The following is a 19,854-nucleotide window of genomic DNA, read 5'->3' as shown; positions in this document are numbered from 1 at the left end:
GACACCCCTCACCGACATTTCCGGGCGTTCCGCCGAACCTGCGAGGATGAATCCGTGGCCGACGACGAGCGCGAACAGGTGTGGAGTGCGACCGTCGATCATCTGCGCACGATGATCGATTCGGGCAGGCTCCCAGCCGGGTCGAGGCTGCCCGCCGAACGGGCGCTCTGCGGACAGCTCGGGATCAGCCGCGGCTCGCTGCGGCAGGCGTTGCGGGTGCTGGAGTCCATCGGCTACGTCCAGGTGCGGCCGGGTTCGGGCACGTACGTCCGCGAGACCGTCGACGAGCAGCCGCTCCGGAGCTGGTTCTCCGAACACGAGCAACTGGTCGAGAAGCTGTTCGATCTGCGGACCACCGTCGAGCCGACACTGGCCGAGCGGCTCGCGCTCCAGCACACGCCACGCGTGCTGGAGCGGTTGGAAGGCACCGTCGAGGAGATGGACCGGGCCGCGACCGACGGTGACATGTTGCGCGTGATCGCGGCCGACGCGGAATTCCACCGGGTGATCGCGGGTAATGCGGGCAGCGACGACGTCGCCGATCTGCTGCGCTCCGTGCTCTCGCTGGTCGGCGAGGAACGGCGGGCGGCGCTGCGGCTCCCGGGACAGATCCGCAAGGCCGTCGACGAGCATCGCGCGATCCTCGAAGCGATCCGCGCTTCGGACGCGACGGCCGCGCGGGACATCACGCGGCGGCATCTGCTCGACGCCAAGACCTACGTCCACGACTACACGGCCCGGGATTAACGCTTCCTTGATGGCCAGGCCGCCCTCGCACGAGTATTGTTTTCAGAAGTTTGTGAAACTTCTGACGGGGGTGTGCGGTGGAGAAGGTCCGGTTCACCGAAGAGAAGGCGACGATGCTGGCCACGCTGTACGGCCGGGCGCTCGACGCCCGCAGCGACCGGCCGGTCCTCGGCGACAAGGCGGCCGACGAGGCCGTGAAGCAGATCGACTACGACTTCGGTTCGCTCGGCGTCGACGGCCAGCTCGGACTGACCGTCGCGCTGCGGGCCAAGCCGATCGACGACTGGGCCGCGGAGTTCCTCCGCGCGCACCCGGACGCGACCGTCGTGCAGCTCGGCTGCGGGATGGACAGCCGCGTGTACCGCCTCGACCCGCCACCCACGGTGCGGTGGTTCGACGTCGACTACCCCGAGGTCGTCGACCTGCGCGCCCGGATCTATCCCGATCGGGACGGCTACCGGACCATCGGCTCGTCCGTGACGGACTTCGGCTGGATCGACGAGATCCCGTCGGACAAACCCGGTCTTGTGATCGCGGAGGGCCTGACGATGTATTTGCGGCCCTCGGAGGGCGAAGAGTTGCTTCGGCGGCTGATCGCGCGATTCCCGCAGGGCGGCGAAATGGTCTTTGACACCTTCAGCAGGCTGGGGATCAAACTGCAGAAGCTGAATCCCGTGGTCCGCAAGGCCAACGCGACGCTGTACTGGGGCATCGACGAGATCTCCGAACTGGAGCGCCTCGGCTTGACGCTGGTGTCGAAACTGGACGCGACGGATTACGCGACACCCGAGGTGAAGGACCGGCTTTCGACGTCACTGCGGGCGCAGTTGTGGGTCGCGGGGCTGATCCCGGCGTTCAAGAAGATGGGGCGGATCCTGCGATTCCGGTTCTGAGGGTGAGCGACGCCCCTCCGCGTTTAGTCCTCTGAATGCGTTCCGCGGTCAGCGCGACTCCAGCACCCGCTCCACGAACCGGTGCAGTTTGTCCTCCAGCCGGAAGACGCGTTCCTCCAGCGACAGCGTCTCCGCCGGCTGCGGCACGTCGGACTTCAGCTCGCCGCGGATGTACTGGCTGCACGCGAGGTTCGAGCACGCGTAGATGCCCAGCGTGTTCCCCTCCCGCCCGGGTTTCCCCGCGCGGCGCCCGGAGAACAGCGCGATGTCGGACAGCGGATGTGTCGTCGTGCACAGCCCGCACATGTTGCTCAGCAGGACACGGCCCTTCGGCCGGGGAGCGGCGCGAAGGGACAGTCCGATGGTCTCCCCGCGGTACGGCAGCACGAGATACGCCCGCGCGGTCGCCTTCGGATCGCGCCAGCCGAGGAATTCCCTTTTCTCCCAAGGGATCTCGCTCGACGGGGCGGGCAGCGTGACTCCCTTGGCCTCGCCACGCGTGCAGTTCACGAAGGACGCCCTGATCTCGTCCTGGCCCAGCGGTTCCATACCCGCACGGTAACCATCGCGGCCGAGAACAGGCGAACCGTTTTCCGGCGGAGGTCATACGATCACCGGGTGCGCGGGAAGACGATGTCGAGCCGGTTCAGGCTGGTGCTCAGGACCAGCCTGGGCTTCGCCGCGCTCGGCCTCGGGTCCAGTGTGTGCGGTGCCGGTGTGGTGGCGTTGCTGCTGCTCCTGCAGGGCCTGCCGAGCGAGGTCGGCGACGACGGCTGGATCCTCGGGGTCACCGCGGCTGGGATCGTGGCGCTGTCGCTGGTGGTCGGCACCGTGTGGACGGCGTGGCTGCAGCGTCGTACGGCGGTCTGGTTCGTCTTCGGCCGCCCGCCGACGAAGGACGAGGCCGCGCGGGCGCTCCGGATCCCGGTCGACATGGGGATCGTCAGCGGCACCCTCTGGCTGATCGGCACCATCCTGCTCGGCGCGCTCGCCCGGGTGCTCGGGTCCTGGATGGACGCGCTCGGGATGGCGCTGGTGATCGGGCTCGGCGGGCTGACCACGGTCGGCCTCACCTACCTCGCCGCGGAATGGGTCGCCCGCCCGGTGATGACGATCGCGCTCAAGGTGACGCCGCCGAAGGGGACGCTCAAGGTCACCGTGCGGACCAGGGTGATCATCACCTGGTCGCTGGCGAGCGGCGTCCCGTTCCTCGGCGTGCTGCTGGTGGCCACGCCGCCGGATCTCGGCCAGGGCGACCACGTCGCGAGCCTGATCATGCTTTCGGTGATCGGGCTCGGCGTCGGCGCGATCGGGACGGGCCTGCTCGCGAAGGCCGTCGCGACGCCGCTGCACCGGCTGCGGGTCGCGCTCGACGAGATCGCGCGCGGCAACAAGGAGATCGTGGTCGACGTCGACGACTCCAGCGAGATCGGCCTGCTGCAGACCTCGGTCAACGACCTCGCCGCCGGGCTCCGCGAACAGGAACGGATGCGGGACCTGTTCGGCAGGCACGTCGGGGACGAGGTCGCCCGGCACGCGCTCGAATACGGCGCCTCCCTTTCGGGTGACGTGCGCGAGGTGACCGCCCTGTTCGTCGACGTCGTCGATTCGACGGCCCTGGCGAGCCGCACCCCGCCGGAAGACCTGGTGAAGATGCTCAACCGGTTCTTCACCAGCGTGGTGCTCGCGGTGGGGGCGCGCGGCGGGCTGGTCAACAAGTTCCAGGGTGACGCCGCGCTCTGCGTCTTCGGCGCCCCGACCCGGCTGGCGGACGCGCCGACGGCGGCCCTCGCCGCCGCGCGGGCGATCCGGGACGCGGTCCAGGAGACCGGCGAGCTGGACCTCGGCATCGGCGTCGCGAGCGGCCGGGTCTTCGCCGGTCAGCTCGGGACGAGCAGCCGGTTCGAGTACACCGTCATCGGCGACGCGGTGAACGAGGCCGCGCGCCTGACCGAGCACGCGAAGGCCGCCGACGGCCGGATCCTGGCGAGCGAGGCGGTGCTCAAGGCCGCGCTGGAGAGCGAGCGCTCGCACTGGGAGCCGTACGCGGAACTGGAGCTGCGCGGACGTCGGGAACCGACGCACACCTGGGAGGCGAGCGCGCTCAGCCCGGAATGACCTCCGGCCAGCGCAGCAGTGTCGAACCCCAGGTCAACCCGGCCCCGAAGGCCCCCATCACCACGCGGTGCCCCGGCTGGAGCGTCCCGTCCTTGGCCGCGTCGGCCAGGGCGATCGGGATCGACGCCGCGCTCGTGTTGCCCACCTTCTCGATGTTCGAATACATCACGTCCTCCGCGAGCCCGAGCTGCTTCGCGCAGGTCTGCAGGATGCGGATGTTCGCCTGGTGCCCGATGAACCGGTCGATGTCGCCGACCTGCCAGCCCGCGGCGTCCAGCACCGCGCGCGCCGACTCGGCCATCCGGGCGCAGGCGTGCCGGAAGACGGTCTGGCCCTGCATCACCAGGTAGTGGTCACGCGGGTCGTCCGAGCGGCGGTTCTTCGCGCCGCCCGCCTCGACCCAGAGCAGTTCCGCGAGCTCGCCCTCGCTGTGCAGGTCGAACGCGCCGAGCGCGCCGAGCTCGTCGGCGTCACCCGCGCGAAGCAGGACGGCGCCCGCGCCGTCGCCGAAGATCGGCACCGTGCCGCGGTCCTCGGGGTCGACGAGCGAGGTGAAGACGTCCGCCCCGATCACCAGCACGCGGCGCGCGATCCCGGCGGCGATCAGCCCGGCGCCGGTGGCGAGCCCGTAGACGAACCCGCTGCACACGGCGTTGACGTCGAACGCGGCGACGCCGTTCAGCCCGAGCTCGCTCGCGACCTGCGGCGCGCTGGCCGGGCACAGCTGGTCGGCCGTCGACGTCGCGAGCACGACGGCGTCCGCCGCGCTCTCCCCCGCCGACGCCAGCGCCCGGCGGCCCGCCTCCACCGCGAGGTCCACAGTGGACGTCCCGGGGTCGACGACCCGGCGTTCGGTGATGCCGGTCCGCGTGCGGATCCACTCATCGGAGGTGTCCAGCCGCTGGGCGATCTCGTCGTTGCCCACCACGCGCGGAGGCAGCCAAGAGCCGAGACCGGCGAGAACGGCCACCTGAGATGAGGGCACCAAGAAATCCTTTCGCGGGGGAAATGCGAGGTCTGCCATTCACTTGTAAGCGCTACCATTCAGTAGACCCGTCAGTTGTGTTCCGGGTCACAATTCAAAGAATTCTCACCTTCTCCGTCGGCGTGATCCACGCCGCTCGGGGGCACGATCGAAGATCAGGCGCCCGGCGGAGTCGTCCGGTTAGCCTTGCCTGGTGCACACACCCGACCTCGACCGCCTGGACGTCGCCATCCTCGCCTGCCTGCAGTCGGACGCCCGCACGATCGCCGAGCACATCGGCGCCAAGGTGGGCCTGTCCGCGGCCGCCGTCCAGCGGCGGATCAAGCGGCTGCGCGAGACCGGGGTGATCGAACGCGAGGTGGCGGTGCTGTCGCCGCGGGCGCTCGGGCTGTCGATGACCTTCGTGGTGATGGTCGAGATGGAGCGGGAGAACCTCGCGGTGCTCGACGGGTTCCGGCGGCAGGTGCTCGCGGACGACAACGTCCAGCAGTGTTACTACGTCACCGGCAACGCGGACTTCGTGCTCGTCGTGACCTGCCGGGACATGGCCGACTTCGAGGCGTTCACGCGGCGGATGTTCTTCGACAACCCGAACGTGCGGCACTTCACGACGTCGGTGGCGATGGACCGGGTCAAGACGGGGCTGACCCTGCCGCTCGACCCCTGAGTCCTCCTGCGCGGTCCAAAAAGGACTCTCCGACCTCGTCACCACGGGTATCGGCCCGAACGCAAGGGGTCTGTGCCCGGCGTTACACCACTGTGGACAGGTGCAGCCGATAGCGTGAACGTGGCGACATTCGCGTCATCCGCCGTGTGCCCGGCCATCTCCTCCCCGAGACGAAAAGTTCGCGCCGCGCGAACCACGAGAGCACCGAGGAGTGGCCGTGCACACCGACGCAATTCACCAGAGCCAGTTCGTTCTGCTGAACAACAGCAGCACGCCCGTTCTCTCCCGCCTGTCCTTCCACGCCGGGGAGCCGTTCGCGGTCACCGTGTCGTTCCGGACCGAGCGCGGCCGGTGGGTCGAGTGGACCTTCGCGCGTGAGCTGCTCGCCACCGGTCTCACCGACCCCTCCGGGCTCGGCGACGTCCGCGTCCGCCCCGACCTTTCCGAGGACGAGGCGATGCTGACGCTGGAGATCGAGTCACCCGACGGTTACGCGTCGTTCGAGCTGGAGCGCGAGGACGTCGAGACGTTCCTCGAGTCCACCTACGAGCTGGTCCCGCTCGGCTCCGAAAGCGAGCACTTCGACGTCGAGGCGCTGATCGAGGAGATCAGCAACGTGTAGCCCCAGGGCCCAGCCCGCGGCGCGCAGCGCCTCCGTTGAGGGTGGCGGCGGGGGCATGGATGGACACCGCTCCCGCGGTACAGAAGGCGAAGGGCGGCCCGAGTGCGCTGGAGGCACTCGGTCCGCCCTTCGTCTTTTTCAGGTGGTTCTCGGTGACCGGGGACGGTGTCAGCCGAGGACCAGGGAGGTCCCGGTCGCGGACAACGCCGGCCGGACCGGGAAGAAGTACGTGACCGAGCTGTTGCCGCCGGACAGCATGCCCTGCGCCTGGTTGCCCGCGATGAGCGAGCCGCCGGAGTCGCCCGCCTGCGAGCGCACGTTGGTGGCGGTCATGCCGTAGACCGTGCCTTCGGAGTAGCGGACGGTCTGATTCTTGGCGCCGACGGTGCCGCAGGTCCAGCCGGTGGTCGAGCCCGACTTGCAGATCGAGGCGCCGGTGGCCGCCACGTTCGAGCCGCTGACGCGGGTGCCGTTGTTGATGACGCCGCGCGGCGTCCAGTTGCTGTTGACCCGCACGTGGGCGTAGTCGTTGGTCGGGAAGCTGACGCGGGCGAACGAGCCCATCGCGACCCGGTTGGAGCCGGTCACCGTGCCGGGGCCGCAGTGTCCGGCGGTGAGGAAGCCGCCGTTGACCGAGAAGCCGACCGAACAGCGCGAAGAGTTGTTGATGTAGTACGCGTCACCGCCTCGGACGTCGTACTTCAGGGTCGGCTTCCCGGTGGTCTCGACCACCGAGACGGCGGCCTTGTCCACCCCGGTCTTCTCCAGGTAGGAGTCGACGACGCCGCTCTCGCCCGGCAGGACGTTCAGCGTCACGCGGTTGGTCTTGGCGTCGACGCCCCAGCCGGTGATCGCGCCGTCCGCCGCGCGCTCACCCGCGTTCAGTTTGTCCACAGTGGAATCGAGCTGGGCGGCCGAGAAGCGCACGAGTTCCGCTTCCGCGCCGGTGGCGAGGACCTGCCCGAGTTTCGCCGCGTCGGTGACGCCGACGCGGAGTTTGCCGGTGGCCTCGTTGTAGCTCGCGCCGCCGAAACTGCCGGCGAGCGCCGAGGCGAGTGACTGTTCGAGTGCGCCGGCGGCGGTCTCGCTCTGGATCCTGGCGAGCGCCTGGTCCGCGGTCAGGCCGAGGTCCCGTTGCAGGGCGGGGACCATCTCGGCGTTGAGCAAGCCGATCGAAGACACCGACGACGCCGCCGCGGGGGTACCCGTGACGAGCGCGCCGGTGGCCAGTGCTGCCGTGGCGGCCGCACCGAGGAACTTCGTGATCTTCATGCTTCTCCCTCGTCATCACGCACGGCTCCGGTTCGCCGCGCGATAGCCCTCCCCTGACGGGTGAGAGTTGTGGATCGAGACGAGCCAGCAATCCGGGTCGGCGCGGGATAGGTATACCCATTCTTCGAGAACCGAATCCCTGCTCCGGCGACGATCACTGAGCGCTGGCACCCGTACGGTCACGTCCTTAAGTAGGGTTTCGAAGCAAATACCTTGCGTAGTCGTAGCCTCCCCCTGAACGTGGGATGAATCGCTAGATCGGGTTCTTCGCCGACGTTTCGGGTGCCTGGTGATTTTCCAACCGAAGATCCGTGGTCCAACCGGTGACGGTGCGTCGGCGAATGGCCTACCGAGATGCCCGTGCTGTCCGTGTTGGGTGGTTTACGACCCGGTAGGCAGTGCTTAGGCTCCGCAGGACAACGCACAAGATCGTGTCGGGCTCACGGGAACTCCCTACCGAGGAGCGCATGATGTGGCTTGCCACCCCTCGCCCGACCTCGGTCTCGGTCCGCGCCGGATCGACGGCACTGGTGGGCCGCGACGTCGAGGTCTCGGCGATCGTGAAGATCCTGCTGCGCCGTCCGGCCGCCGTGCTGATCGAAGGCGAACCCGGGATGGGCCGGAGCAGACTGCTCGAAGAGCTGGCCGGACGCCGCGAGTTCGCGCCTGCCCGGGTGCTCTCGGGCGCCTGCCAGCCGATGCGCGAACCGTTCCCGTTCGGACCGGTGCTCGAAGCGCTCCGTTCGGCGGGCGACCGGCCGCTCGGCCCGCTCAGCCCGGTCGCGGGGGTGCTGAGACCCTTGCTGCCCGAACTCGCGGAAAGCCTTCCACCCCAACCGGAACCACTCACCGACCCGTGCGCCGAACGACACCGTCAGTTCCGCGCCGTCCGGGAACTCCTGATCGCCTGCGGGCCCGCGCTCGTCCTGATCGACGACCTCCAGTGGGCCGACGAGGGCACCCGTGACCTGATGCGTTTCCTCGCCTCGGACATGCCCGCCGAGCTGGCCGTCGTCGCGGCCTACCGGACCGGCTCGCCCACGGGGCCCGGCGGCGCCGTCATCCCGTTCCGCACCCCGCCGAACGTCCAGACCGCCCGCGTGACGCTGGGCCCGCTCGACGTCGAGGCCGTCGGGAAACTGGCGGAGGAGCTGCTGGACCTGCCGCGGGTTTCCGCGCCGTTCACCGCGAAACTCCACGAAAGCACCGCCGGGATCCCGTTCGTGGTCGAGGAGACCCTGCGGGCACTGCGGGACGCCGCCGGACGGCTGCCGATCGGCGAAGTGCTCTCGGACCGGCTCCTGGAGAGCCTCGAAGTCCCGATCTCCCTGCGCGAGGCCATCACGGAACGGCTCGAAGCGCTGCCCGAACCCGCGGTCCGGCTGGCCCGCGCGGCGGCGGTGCTCGCCGTCCCGTCCGAACCCTCGGTGATCGGCGAACTCGCCTGCCTCACCGGTGACGCGCTCCGCTCGGCCCTGCTGTCCACTTTGGATGGCGGAGTACTCGGCGAACTCGGCGGCGACCGCTACGGCTTCCGGCATCCCTTGGCGCGCAAGGCCGTCTACGACACCATCAGCGGTCCGGAAAGGACGTTGCTGCATTCGCGTGCCATCCAGGTGCTCGCCGCGCTGCCGGTCCCGCCGCTGACCCTGCTCGCGAACCACTCGCGCGCGGCGGGGCGGACCGAACAGTGGCGTCACTACGCCGAGGCCGCCGCCGACGAGGCCATCGCCCAGGGCGACACGTCACGCGCGATCGACCTGCTCCAGTCCGTGCTGGCCGAAGCGGGGCTCGACGAGGACGACGTCGCCCGGCTGGCCACGAAACTGAGCCAGGTCGCGCTGCGCGGGTTCCGCCCGGACGTCATCGAGACCCTGGAGCGGATCCTCGAAGACCTCACCGACCTGCGCCCCAGCGTGCGCGGGACGATCCGGCTCAGCCTCGGGATGCTGCTGGTCCGCACGATCGGACGGCTCGGCCGGGGCCGGGTCGAGGTGGAGAAGGCGATCACCGAACTGGTCGACGAGCCGGAACTGGCCGCCCGCGGGATCAACCTGCTCGCCCAGCCGATCGACGGGCTGACCCCGTTGTCCTGGCACGAGGTCTGGATGGCGCGCGCCCGCGAGGTCTTCGACCGGCTCGAAGACCCGGAGCTGCGGCTCGCGCTCCTCGGCGACCGGATCTCCTCGCGGGCGCACATCGGCGACGGCTCGGCCTGGACCGAGTTCACCGAGCTTCCGGACCAGGGCAACGGCGTCGCCGAACGTGTCCAGCTCGCGCGGCTGTGGTGCAACCTCGCCGACGCACAGTCCTGGGCCGGACATCTCACCAGGGCGGAAAAGCTGGTCACGGAAGGCATCCGCCGCGCGACCGACGCCGGCGCGCTCTACGCCGCCGGGCTCGCGCAGGGCACCCGGGTCCGGCTGGACTGGGTGCGCGGCGACTGGCCGGGGCTCGCGGAGACCGCCGAACAGCTCCGCGACGAGTATCCCGACCTCGGCCCGATCGTCATGGAGTGCTCGCTCGTGCTCGGCGGGCTGGCCGCCGTCCGCGGGGAATTCGCCGCCGCGCAACGACATCTGACCGCGGCGAGCGTGCACGCGCCGGAGCACGGGCCCATCCCGGTCGTGCTTTCGGCGGCGGGGATCCTGATCCGGGTGCTCCTCGCGACGGACGACGTCGACGGCGCGTGCGCGGCGGCCGACAACGCCGTCGCGGCGGCCCGACGCAAGGGTGTCTGGGTGTGGGCGGCGGGACTGGTCCCGGCCGCGGCCGAGGCCTACACGCGGGCCGGGCGCTGGTCGGAGGCGGACGCCGTGGTCGAGGAGTTCGCCCGCGGCGTCGAGGGCAAGGACTCGCCGGTCTCCCGCGTCGCGCTGCTGGCGGGCCAGGCGATCCTGCTCGACGCGCGCGGCAAACATCCGGCCGCGGCAACGGTTTTCGACGAGGCGGCGGCGGGCTACGAGGCGTTGCCGATGCCGTACCAGGCCATCGGCGCCCGGGAGCGGGCCGCGCTGTGCCGGCTCAACGCGGGCCGTCTCACCGCGGGCGCTCTCACGGCGGGCGACCGCAAGGCGATCGAGGAACTCACGGCGGCCGCGGAGGCCTACGAGCGGCTCGGCGCGACCAGGGACGCCGGACGGTGCCGCCACCAGCTGCGGGAGCACGGCGCGTGGGCGCCTTCGCAGCGCGGACGGCGCGGCTACGGCCAGGAACTCTCGCCCCGGGAACTCGAGGTCGCGCGGATGCTTTCCGACGGCCGGACGAATCGGGAGATAGCCGACGGACTGTTCCTTTCCCCGCGCACCGTGGAACAACACGTGGCGAAGGTTCTGAGGAAACTCGGGGCCCGATCACGCACCGATGTGGCCCGCCGGATGACGAGTTACGCACCGGCGGCGATCGACCGGTAGCATCGCGGTGAACGGCCGTTATTCCTTTAGGGGCAAGAAAAGTGCCCGATCGGGCATTGTGATCCATTCCATCGGGTTCAGCGGTGTTCGTGTGGTTCCGTACAGTCATGCGCTGTGCTAGTTTGTTTTGGCCATTAACAAAGTCGGCCCCCTCTATGCAGGTCAGCCGATCGTGACGGGGTACGGCCCCCGTGAGGGAGTAGCGCAGAAGCATGGCTGAGCGAGCCGATTTCGCGCTGGGGACGATCGAGGCGACGGTGGTCGGGCGGGCGCTTGGCGTCGATGCCCGGTTGTTTCCCTTGCGTGTCCAGAACACCTCGATCGTCCCGGAGCGGTACACCGCGATCGTCCGGAAGGTCTACACCGATCTCGAGCAGCGCCGCCTGTCGATCAACGGCGAGCTGAACCAGGCCGTCCGCACCGCGTTCGCGCTGCTGGGGAATCACCGGATCACCGTCTCGATCAACGGCATCGACGGTCTCGGCCAGGACATCGCCGTCCTCACCCTCACCGACGGCAGGCAGGCGCTCGGCATCACGCAGGCCCACGGCGAAGACGAACTCCAGTTCGCGCTCTTCTCCGACGACGAGCTGGTCGAGGTCCTCTCCGGGGTGCTGCCGCGGATGCGCCCCGCGTCGACCGGCCGCCGCACGATCGTGCAGCAGGAGGAGCGCGCCGTCTCCGCGATGACCGCGCGCCGTCAGGCCGAAGCCGAGTTCGACGAGGAGGAGACCGACGCGTTCGGCAACCTCCAGTTCACCGGCGTCGTCCGCGCCCGGCCGGAGTCCCCGGCCCCGCGCAACGACCAGAGCGACCTCGAAGTCCTGGAGCAGGTGCTGGCCGGGCCCCGCCTCGGTGGCGGGTACATCATCGTGAGCGGGATCGGCCGCCGCGGCGAGCGGCTCCGGTCGACGCCGCTGAGCTGGCTCGACACCGAAGACGGCCGGTACCTAGTCTGGACCGAGACCGACGAAGCCTCGGGCGCCGTGATCGGTCACTACGACCCGGCCAGTCAGTCGGGCGTGGCGAACGCGATCCGGGACGCCATCGCTGACATCTACTGACCTTCCTGAACCCGGCGAGAGGACCCTCCGTTGACCGAGGAAGCACAAGAACTACAGCCGACAGCGAAGTTCGAGGCGGCGCAGGACCTGCGGCCCACGGCCGCGTTCAAGCCGGCCCTCCAAGGCATGGCGCTGAAGCGTCTGGCGGTGCAGGGCGGCTTCGCCGTCGACGAGACCACCGGCCAGGAGATGATCCGGTCACTCCAAGGTGTGATCGACAGCCTCGAAGAGCGGTGGAGCGCGCTGACCAAGCTGCAGAAGTCGCCACCGATGAGCTCCACCGCGACCGCGCAGTGGGTTTCCCAGCACATGCTCGGCACCGCGACGGACGCGCAGGGCCTGCTCACCCAGCTCCAGACCGCTCGCGCCGAGTTCCCCACCTACGTCGAGGCGATCGAACTCGCCAAGCGGAACTACCGCGAACGCGACCACGAGAACCAGCGCAACCTGAAGCAGATCGACACCGAGATCTGAGGAGAGACCTGTGACCGAATCCGAGGAGAAGACGGCGAAGGTCTCCGACCCGAACTCGCCCGACTACGACAAGCTCGACGCGCACTACGACCCGACGGCCGACTCGTCGTCCGACTACTACGTCGGGCCGCTGGCGGACCAGGGAGCGTCCGGCGACGAGATCCGGGCCGGGGCCTCGGCCGGAACGGACCTCATCTTCAACCTCCTCGGCTGGGGGAAGACGCCGCTCGCCGGCATGAAGGACCAGTTCACTCAGAAGATGTACGAGGGGCAACTGGAGAAGGCGCGCGAGGGGCTCGACAAGGACCTGGACATGCGAAAGCCCGGCGACCCGCCGTCCACGGTCTGGGCCAACGCCACCCACGAGCAGATGCAGTCCGCGATCGGGGAGAACGCGGACCCGGCCTCGGTCGGCGAGACCTCCGAAGAGTGGGTCCGGGCGGGCAACGACCTGGCCGGTCACCAGCGCAACCTGGCGAAGGCGATCAGCGCGAGCACGGCCAACTGGGAGGGCGAGGGCGGCGACGCGGCCCGCGAACACCTCGCCGGTGTCGGCAAGTGGCTCGGCGCGACGGCGAACGGCGCGACGCTGACCGGGCGGCAGCAGCAGATCCACTCGCAGACCCTCAACGAGACGCAGAAGCTGATGGCGGCGAACCCGCCGGTGGCGTTCAGCGTGCAGGAGGCCAACGCCAACCTGCAGACGATCAAAGACCCGGTGCTGTACATGGCGCAGCTCGGGAAGGATCTCGGCACCTTCAAGAAGCAGCAGGACGCTCGCGACCAGGCGGCGAAGGTGATGACCGACTTCGACACCACGGTCGGCTCGGCGATCGCCACCCCGGCGTTCCCGGCCCCGCCGAAGTTGAAGACGGCCCAGGCGACCCGGCAGATGCAGGGCACGCCGATGTCCGGTGGCGGCGGCGCTTCGCCCGCTTCCCTTCGTGACCGTATGTCGCCCGAAGGCGCGGACGGCACGCAGAGCCCCAGCCCGTTCAACGTGGGCGCGGACGGACTCACGCGTCCGGACGGCATCGCCGCTTCGCTCGACGGGGGCCCTCAGGGCGGACCCGGCGGCACGGGCGGTGGCCCCGGCGGCATGAGCCCCTTCAGCGCGCCGAACGGTGGACCCGGCGGGAGCAATCCCGGCGGTAATCCGGGTGGTGGCTTCCCCGGCGGCGGTTTCCCCGGTGGCGGCGGTCCCGGTGGCGGCCCTGGTGGCGGCCCCGTCACGAACCCTGTGCTGCCCAACATCCCGAACGGGCCGTCCGGCGAGAACTACCGCCCGCCGTCGTCGCCGAACATCAGCATGCCCAAGATCGACGAAGGGACGCACACCACGGGCTACACCCCGCCGTCCGTCTCGCCGCCTTCGTTCACCCCGCCGAACATCCCGATTCCCGAAAGCGGCGGCCCGCGTCCGGGCGGCGGTCTCCCGTACAACCCGCCGAACATCTCCATCCCGAACATCCCGGGGCCCGGCACTGGCGGACCGAACACCGTCCCGCCGAGGATCCCGCCGATCGGCCGCCCGAACATCCCGAACTTCCCGGACCCCGGCTCCTCCTACAAGCCCACGCCGTACACCCCGCCCAAGATGCCGAACATCCCGAACATCCCGGGCGGGGGCACCGGCGGCAGCGGCTTCGGCGGCGGCAGTGGTGGCAGTGGCAGTGGCTTCGGCGGCAGCGGCAGCGGTGCCGGTGGCTCCGGTGCCGGCGGCCTCGGCGGTGCCGGAAGGTCGACGGGCTCGCTCGGTATGGGCGGCGCCGCGGGCGCGATGGACGCCGAGGCGGCCGCGGCCCGTGCGGCCGGTGCCGGTGGTACCGGCGGCAAGCCCGGCAGTACCGGCATGAGCCCGATGGGCGGCATGGCACCCGGTGGCGCCAAGGGACAGGGCCAGGACGACAAGGAACACAAGGCAGCCGAGTACCTCGAATCCGACGACCCGTCGTTCTTCGCCGCCGACGAGGTCGTGGCACCGCCGGTCATCGGTGACTGGAAGAACAAGGACTGGAAGTGACAGCTTCATTCGAGGTCGAGCCGGACGACCTGACCGCGCACGCGAGCCATGTCGACGCGCTCGTGGACCGGTTGGACACCGCGCTCGGCGCTACCGGTTCGGCGATGTCGGCGGACGCGTACGGCCTGCTGTGCGCGTTCCTGCCGCCGATCATCAACCCGACGGGCGAACAGGCGGCCGAGGCGATCAAGGCCGCGGCCGAAGGGGTCCAGGCGACCGCGGACAACGTCCGCACCGCCGCGAAGTCCTATGTGGACGGTGACAAGACCAACGCGGAACCGTTCAAGGCCGACTTCAAGGCTTTGGACATCGGAGGAAAGAAGTGACGAGCGGGAACGAGCTCGGTGAGCTCATGCTGGATCCCGACGAGGCCCAGCGCAAAATGGACCAGTGGGCCGCGGGCCTGGAGGAAAAGGCGCAGCGTTACGCGGCCGCCCAGGAGCGGACCGAGCAGCTGCGGCTGACCGCCACCAGCTCCGACGGCGCCGTCAAGGTCACCGTCGGGGCGGACGGCGGCGTGACGGCCATCGACTTCGGGAACAAGGCCAGGACGTACCCGATGGAAGAGCTGTCGCGGCAGATCCTCGCGACCATGCACCAGGCGCAGGCCGGGATCGCGGGCCAGGTCGCCGAGGTCATGCAGGACTCGCTCGGCGACGAGGACTCCGAGACCAGGGAGCTGATGCTCGGCACCCTGCGCAGCCGGTTCCCCGAGGTCGAAGAGGACGAGCCGACTGAGTCCGAGCCCACGACTCCGCCTCCGGCGTCGGACTCCACCCCGCCTTCGCAGGCGCCTCGCGAGAAGCGCCACGAAGCTCCGGACGACGAGGGCAACTCGCCCTGGTAGATCGGCTTCAGTACAGGAAGCCTGGCCCCGCAGGCTAGATGCCGTCGCGAAAGCCACTTTCGGGACACCAGACGTCTCGAAAGTGGCTTTCGCGACACCGAAAGCGGCACACCCGCGAGCGCCCGAGCAGGCCACCGTCGCTACCGCGTTAGCGCGTGAAGGCCCCCTTCCCTCGGCTGAGCCGAGGGAAGGGGGCCTTCACGCAGTTCAAGGGTCAAGCTGCGGCGAGGGAGACGACGCGGTTCCGTCCGCTCCTCTTCGCCTGGTAGAGCGCGGAGTCGGCGACGTGCAGCAGCCGCTCCAGCACTGTCCCGCCCGCCGGATAGACCGCGGCCCCGATCGACACCGAAAGCCCTCGTACGGTCCTCGGCCCCGACGCCGTCGCGACCTCGACCTCGATCCCCATCACCGCCTGCCGGACGCGCTCGGCCACGGGGAGCACCTCGGTCTCCGTCGCGCCGGGCAGCAGCACCACGAACTCCTCGCCGCCGAAGCGCCCGACGGAGTCGTAGTCGCGTACGTGCTCGGAGATCGTCGTCGCGACGACCTTGAGCACGACGTCGCCCGCGAGGTGCCCGTAGACGTCGTTGACCTGCTTGAAGTGGTCGAGGTCGAGCATCAGCACCCCGAGTTTGCTCTTCGCCCTGGCCGCCGACGAAAGCTCCCGTTCGCTCAGCACATGCCACGCGTGCGCGTTCAGCACGCCGGTCTTGCCGTCGATGTTCGCCGCGATCTCCAGCTGCCGCACCAGCACGCTGCGGTGCAGCACCAGCACCGGCAGCAGGACGAACGGGACCAGCGCGGGCGCGTGCACGATGCCCAGCGCGGTGGAGGTCCCGAGCACCAGGGTGGTGACCTCCAACAGGTTGTCGTCGCCGGTGCCGAACAGCGAACGCGGCGACCGGCCCCCGGTGTGCAGGTAGACCGAGAGCGCCACGATGAACGCGTTGGCCACGGTGAACACGGCCGCCGCCTCGACGATCCGCAGCGAACCGGCGAACCCGACGGGCAGGCCGTTCCAGCCGGCCACGATCGCTCCCGAGGCCAGGCAGGAGAGCACGATGGCCGCCGCGCAGTACACGACGCGGTACGCCGGGCGGTGGCTCATCCCCCGCCACACCCGGAGCCAAAGATGCAGGTAGATGAGCAGCCCGAGGGCGAGCGCGAGCCCCGGCGGCAGGACGAGCACGCCCGCGAAGGTCCACACCGAAGTCATGTTGATGTGGGGCCGGTCACAAAGAGTGCGCCGCAACCGTTCCACCGAACGGGAAAGCTCGGCCTGCAGGAAAGCGAGGCCGAGCAGTGATCCAAATCGGACGAATTCCGTAGTGTCATAGTTCGATCGGAGCAAGGCGATTACGGCGACTGCAGCCGCAAGTCCTTCCACCACAATAAAAATCGCAGGTACGCCTCGTGGTCCGGACCATAACTCCCAGTTTCGGACCCAGGCTCTCAGACGTGTACCGGCCCCTTCTCCGGCGAGTTCCACATCCCCCATAATCATCGTCACCGGTCCCCCTTCCGTACACAATTCAATGTATCCGAGGTAGTACTGAGGGTGGCTCGAGTCATTTCCGGAACACACAGATGGAGCAGTGGGAGGGAGGACCATCATGAACGGTCGCGAGGACTGATCCCACCAATTCAGCCGGTTCGGCTCCCGGCCGGGAGCCACACATCGGGCCCGGTGGCGATGGTGCGTTTCCACGCCATCGCCATCGGGCCCGCCGAGGCGACGGCGACCGCGGCGGCCACGCCGACGGCCACGAACGGACCGGTCAACTGGGCGAGACCGCCCGCGAGCATGATCCCGATTCCCTGCACCGTGACCAAACTCGTCGAGGTCAGGCCCATCACCTGTGCCCGGACGCCGTCGGGCACCGCGCGGGCCATCAGCGCGACGGCCTGCAAGTGGTACGGCGCCGCGAAGGCCCCGCTGAGCCCGATCAGCGCGAGACAGGCCGGCAACGGAGGGCGGAAGAAGACAAAAAGCAAAGGAACGACGGATGCGATGGCGAGAATGCCGACGATTCGCGTTTTCCGTCGCGCCGGAACCCATTTCGTGAAGATCCACGATCCTATTACCGATCCCACCGGATCCGCCGCGAGAATAAGCCCGACCGCGAAACTCCCCGCCCCGAGACCGTTGGCGAGCGGGGCCGCGAGCCCTTCCGGCGCGATGGCGAACCCGGCGAGCATCTTCAACCCGAATAGCACGCGGATTCCCTTGCCCCGCCACAGTTCTCGGGCACCTTCACCACTGAAAGCCCGTGCCACACGGCTTTTCACCGAGGTTTCCGTGACGGCTGGCCCCCGGCGACGGACCCCTGTGGACACGAGCAGCGCGGAGACCACAAAGGTCACCGCGTCGATCACCAGTCCCCAGTAGGGCGTCACGAGCCCGATCACCAGTCCACCACCGCCGAACCCGGCCAGCTGTGCCGTTTGGATGGTGATCGTGCGGACCGCGAGCCCGGCGACGTACCGCTCGCCTTCGAGGACGTCCGGGAGCAACGCGAGCTGCGCCGCCCGGAAGGGGCCACCCGCCATCGTCAGGACCACCAGGAGCCCCGCCAGGACCGGCAACGGTGTCCCCGGCACGGCCATCAGCGCCGCGAGCGCCGCGCGCAGCAGGTCGCAGACGATCATCACCGTCCGCCGTGGATAGCGGTCGGCCAAACCGGCGAACAAGGTGCCGCCGATCAGCGTCGGCAGATACGTCAGGCCGTAGGTGAGCCCGGTCAGCCCCGCCGACGCCGTTCTTTCCCAGACCAGTACCGACAACGCGACCCTGGCCAGCTGGTCACCGGCCTGCGAAAGCGCCTCGGCCGCCCACAGCGCCCGGAACTCACCGACCGCGAAAGCGGCCTTGAACCCGGTGCCCGGTGCGGAATCCCCCTTCTCCATGAGCCCCTCCCCTTGGCTCACGGTAGTGGATCACTTCCGCACTGTCAGCGGCCATCCGGCCCACGACGTCCAGCAGTGTCCACTGTGGAGAGACGATTTCGCGCGGTCAGCGACCGGCGCCGTACCACATCATCCCCTCGGCCATTTCCATCGCCAGCGAACTCGCCACGACGGGATCCATCATGCTCCGGATGTCCTGCGTGGCCCTGCCCTGCGCCGTGATGTCGGTGCGCGGCTGCTCCGTCTGCCTGTTCTCGGTGGACGGGAGCGCGACGGCCTGTTCCCTGGCGGGCTTCCTCTTCGTCGTCGCGGGCGCTTGCTGCTTCACGGTGACCGGGACGTAGACGGTCACCGGGGCGGCCTGCGGCGCCGGTTGAGTGGGCTGGACCACCGGCGGCACGGCCTGCTGGGCCGCCACCGTGGGCAGCGGCCGCTCGGGCAGCGCGGTGTCTCCGGCCTGCTGGAGGGTGAACGTGCCGGCGAACCAGCCGATCGCGAGCAGCGCCACGCCCGCTCCGCCGACCAGCCAGGACCTGGCCCGGCGATGGATGACGACCGCCTTGGGCCGCAGATCCTTGTCGACGACCGGTTCACAGACCGGGGTCCGGACCGGCGCCGGCTCGGGCGCGACCTCGTTCTCCGGACTGCGCCGCCGTTTCGGCAGACTCGCCGCGATGATCCCCGTGCGGTCCAGCAACTCGGCTGTCTCGACGGGCACGCTCGCACAGAGCGCGGCATCGGTCGGCGTACGGCGCTGGGCGGCGCGCGGCATGGGGACCTCCGGAAGCGGAATCACGAACTTGAGCATTGTGGTGCATTTCCGACGCCGCCGTAAGTAACGCACCCCGATCGAGTTATCCCGAGCCGTCCGGACCACGGAGGGTTACTCCGTTCAGTGGCTTCCCATTCGCTCAGAGGCGCTTCATTCCCAGCCGTCCCAGCAGCGCGAGCGGGCGCTGGTAAAAGGATCCGAGCACGCGGGGAATCGCGTCGATGGCGTAGGCGTCCGGTCCGATCAGGATGCGCGCCGTCCCCCGTTCGATACCGCGCACGATGGTCTGCGCGGCCTTCTCCGGCGTCGTCCTCGCGATCTTTTCGAATCCCTCCGCGGCTTTGTCGATGTCCCGCTCGACGCCACCCCGCGCGTCGCGGGCGATATTGGTCTTGATGCCACCCGGGTGCACACAGCTGACCTTGACCGGATGCCGGGCGATCAGCATTTCCTGCCGGAGCGCCTCGGTGAACCCGCGCACCGCGAATTTCGCCGCGTTGTAGGCGCTCTGCGTGGGCACGCCGATGAAGCCGAACACGCTCGAAAGGTTGACGATATGCCCGTCGCCCGAGGCGATCACTTGCGGCAGAAAGGCTTTCGTGCCGTTGACCACGCCGCCGAGATTGATCCCCATCAGCCAGTCGTAGTCGTCCCAGGTCATTTCCTCGACCGTCGCGCCGAGGGCGACCCCGGCGTTGTTCACCACGAGGTTGGCGCCCCCGAAATCGACGGCGACCTCCTCGGCGTGCGCGAGAACGGCGTCGCGGTCGGCGACGTCCAGTTCGTACGCTTTCGCGGTCGCGCCCGCTTTCTCGCACAACGCGACGGTGCCGGCCGCGCGGACGGCGTCGACGTCGGAAAGGGCGAGCCTCGCCCCGCGCCCCGCCAGTTCGATCGCGAGCGCTTTGCCGATTCCCGAGCCCGCGCCCGTGATCACCGCGACCTTGTCCGTGAACGACTTCATACCCGCTCCCAAGTTCGACTGTTACCGGAGGTAACACATACTACGGCTGTGAGCTTGCTGTGCGTTGATCGATTCGGGCTGTGTTC

General features: G+C 69.4%; 18 protein-coding genes. 11 read left to right on the top strand and 7 right to left on the bottom strand.

The window, feature by feature from the left end:
- Positions 1 to 54 precede the first annotated feature (54 nt).
- Positions 55 to 747, top strand: a complete 693-nt coding sequence (locus tag IE302_RS20125) for a FadR/GntR family transcriptional regulator (RefSeq protein ID WP_191256033.1) — start codon at positions 55 to 57, stop codon at positions 745 to 747.
- Positions 748 to 824: 77 nt separating this feature from the next.
- On the top strand, positions 825 to 1,640 hold the full coding sequence (locus IE302_RS20120) for a class I SAM-dependent methyltransferase (protein ID WP_191256032.1): 816 nt from the start codon (positions 825 to 827) through the stop codon (positions 1,638 to 1,640).
- A gap of 48 nt (positions 1,641 to 1,688) precedes the next feature.
- Here IE302_RS20120 and IE302_RS20115 read toward each other — a convergent pair whose 3' ends face one another.
- Positions 1,689 to 2,189 carry an FBP domain-containing protein gene (locus IE302_RS20115; protein WP_191256031.1) on the bottom strand — a complete coding sequence of 167 codons (501 nt, stop codon included), beginning with the start codon at positions 2,187 to 2,189 and terminating at the stop codon, positions 1,689 to 1,691.
- Between the two features lie 84 nt (positions 2,190 to 2,273).
- On the opposite strand from IE302_RS20115, the gene IE302_RS20110 reads away from it, so the two are divergent.
- The gene (locus IE302_RS20110) at positions 2,274 to 3,758 is read left to right on the top strand and encodes an adenylate/guanylate cyclase domain-containing protein (protein WP_191256308.1); all 1,485 of its coding nucleotides are present in this window, start codon (positions 2,274 to 2,276) and stop codon (positions 3,756 to 3,758) included.
- On the opposite strand, the gene IE302_RS20105 is transcribed toward IE302_RS20110, so the two are convergent.
- Positions 3,745 to 4,782 carry a beta-ketoacyl-ACP synthase III gene (locus IE302_RS20105; protein WP_191256030.1) on the bottom strand — a complete coding sequence of 346 codons (1,038 nt, stop codon included), beginning with the start codon at positions 4,780 to 4,782 and terminating at the stop codon, positions 3,745 to 3,747. The genes IE302_RS20110 and IE302_RS20105 overlap by 14 nt on opposite strands.
- 154 nt (positions 4,783 to 4,936) lie before the next feature.
- On the opposite strand from IE302_RS20105, the gene IE302_RS20100 reads away from it, so the two are divergent.
- Positions 4,937 to 5,410, top strand: a complete 474-nt coding sequence (locus IE302_RS20100) for an Lrp/AsnC family transcriptional regulator (protein ID WP_191256029.1) — start codon at positions 4,937 to 4,939, stop codon at positions 5,408 to 5,410.
- Positions 5,411 to 5,627: 217 nt separating this feature from the next.
- Positions 5,628 to 6,032 carry an SsgA family sporulation/cell division regulator gene (locus IE302_RS20095; RefSeq protein ID WP_191256028.1) on the top strand — a complete coding sequence of 135 codons (405 nt, stop codon included), beginning with the start codon at positions 5,628 to 5,630 and terminating at the stop codon, positions 6,030 to 6,032.
- A 168-nt stretch (positions 6,033 to 6,200) separates the two neighbouring features.
- Here IE302_RS20095 and IE302_RS20090 read toward each other — a convergent pair whose 3' ends face one another.
- Entirely contained in the window at positions 6,201 to 7,304 is a 1,104-nt protein-coding gene (locus IE302_RS20090; RefSeq protein ID WP_191256027.1) for a S1 family peptidase, read from the bottom strand.
- Between the two features lie 470 nt (positions 7,305 to 7,774).
- Here IE302_RS20090 and IE302_RS20085 point away from each other — a divergent pair, with 470 nt between their 5' ends.
- From IE302_RS20085 to IE302_RS20060, 6 genes are all read left to right on the top strand, one after another.
- The gene (locus IE302_RS20085; protein WP_191256026.1) at positions 7,775 to 10,717 is read left to right on the top strand and encodes an ATP-binding protein; all 2,943 of its coding nucleotides are present in this window, start codon (positions 7,775 to 7,777) and stop codon (positions 10,715 to 10,717) included.
- 212 nt (positions 10,718 to 10,929) lie between these two features.
- On the top strand, positions 10,930 to 11,781 hold the full coding sequence (locus tag IE302_RS20080; protein WP_191256025.1) for an ESX secretion-associated protein EspG: 852 nt from the start codon (positions 10,930 to 10,932) through the stop codon (positions 11,779 to 11,781).
- A gap of 30 nt (positions 11,782 to 11,811) precedes the next feature.
- Entirely contained in the window at positions 11,812 to 12,255 is a 444-nt protein-coding gene (locus IE302_RS20075; protein WP_191256024.1) for a hypothetical protein, read from the top strand.
- 10 nt (positions 12,256 to 12,265) lie between these two features.
- Positions 12,266 to 14,278 (top strand): hypothetical protein, encoded by a 2,013-nt coding sequence (locus IE302_RS20070; protein WP_191256023.1) that lies wholly within the window; start codon positions 12,266 to 12,268, stop codon positions 14,276 to 14,278.
- Positions 14,275 to 14,604, top strand: a complete 330-nt coding sequence (locus IE302_RS20065; protein WP_191256022.1) for a type VII secretion target — start codon at positions 14,275 to 14,277, stop codon at positions 14,602 to 14,604. Before IE302_RS20070 ends, IE302_RS20065 begins: the two co-directional genes overlap by 4 nt.
- Positions 14,601 to 15,125: a YbaB/EbfC family nucleoid-associated protein gene (locus tag IE302_RS20060; RefSeq protein ID WP_191256021.1), complete on the top strand. Its 525-nt coding sequence runs from the start codon at positions 14,601 to 14,603 to the stop codon at positions 15,123 to 15,125. Before IE302_RS20065 ends, IE302_RS20060 begins: the two co-directional genes overlap by 4 nt.
- Before the next feature lie 214 nt (positions 15,126 to 15,339).
- Here the strand turns inward: IE302_RS20060 and IE302_RS20055 are convergent, their stop codons facing one another.
- The 4 genes from IE302_RS20055 to IE302_RS20040 all read right to left on the bottom strand — a co-directional run bounded on the left by IE302_RS20055 (position 15,340) and on the right by IE302_RS20040 (position 19,768).
- Positions 15,340 to 16,515, bottom strand: coding sequence for a GGDEF domain-containing protein (locus tag IE302_RS20055; protein WP_191256020.1), 1,176 nt, complete (start codon positions 16,513 to 16,515; stop codon positions 15,340 to 15,342).
- A 254-nt stretch (positions 16,516 to 16,769) separates the two neighbouring features.
- A complete protein-coding gene (locus tag IE302_RS20050) occupies positions 16,770 to 18,032 on the bottom strand; it encodes an MFS transporter (protein WP_191256019.1) in 1,263 nt (420 codons plus the stop codon).
- Positions 18,033 to 18,138: 106 nt separating this feature from the next.
- A complete protein-coding gene (locus IE302_RS20045) occupies positions 18,139 to 18,828 on the bottom strand; it encodes a hypothetical protein (RefSeq protein ID WP_229907858.1) in 690 nt (229 codons plus the stop codon).
- A gap of 115 nt (positions 18,829 to 18,943) precedes the next feature.
- Positions 18,944 to 19,768, bottom strand: coding sequence for an SDR family NAD(P)-dependent oxidoreductase (locus IE302_RS20040; RefSeq protein WP_191256017.1), 825 nt, complete (start codon positions 19,766 to 19,768; stop codon positions 18,944 to 18,946).
- Positions 19,769 to 19,854: the final 86 nt, after the last annotated feature.

Source organism: Amycolatopsis oliviviridis, from assembly GCF_014654365.1.
GTDB lineage: Bacteria > Actinomycetota > Actinomycetes > Mycobacteriales > Pseudonocardiaceae > Amycolatopsis > Amycolatopsis oliviviridis.
Note: the sequence above shows the minus strand (reverse complement) of the source record. Positions and strands in the feature narration are given on the sequence as shown.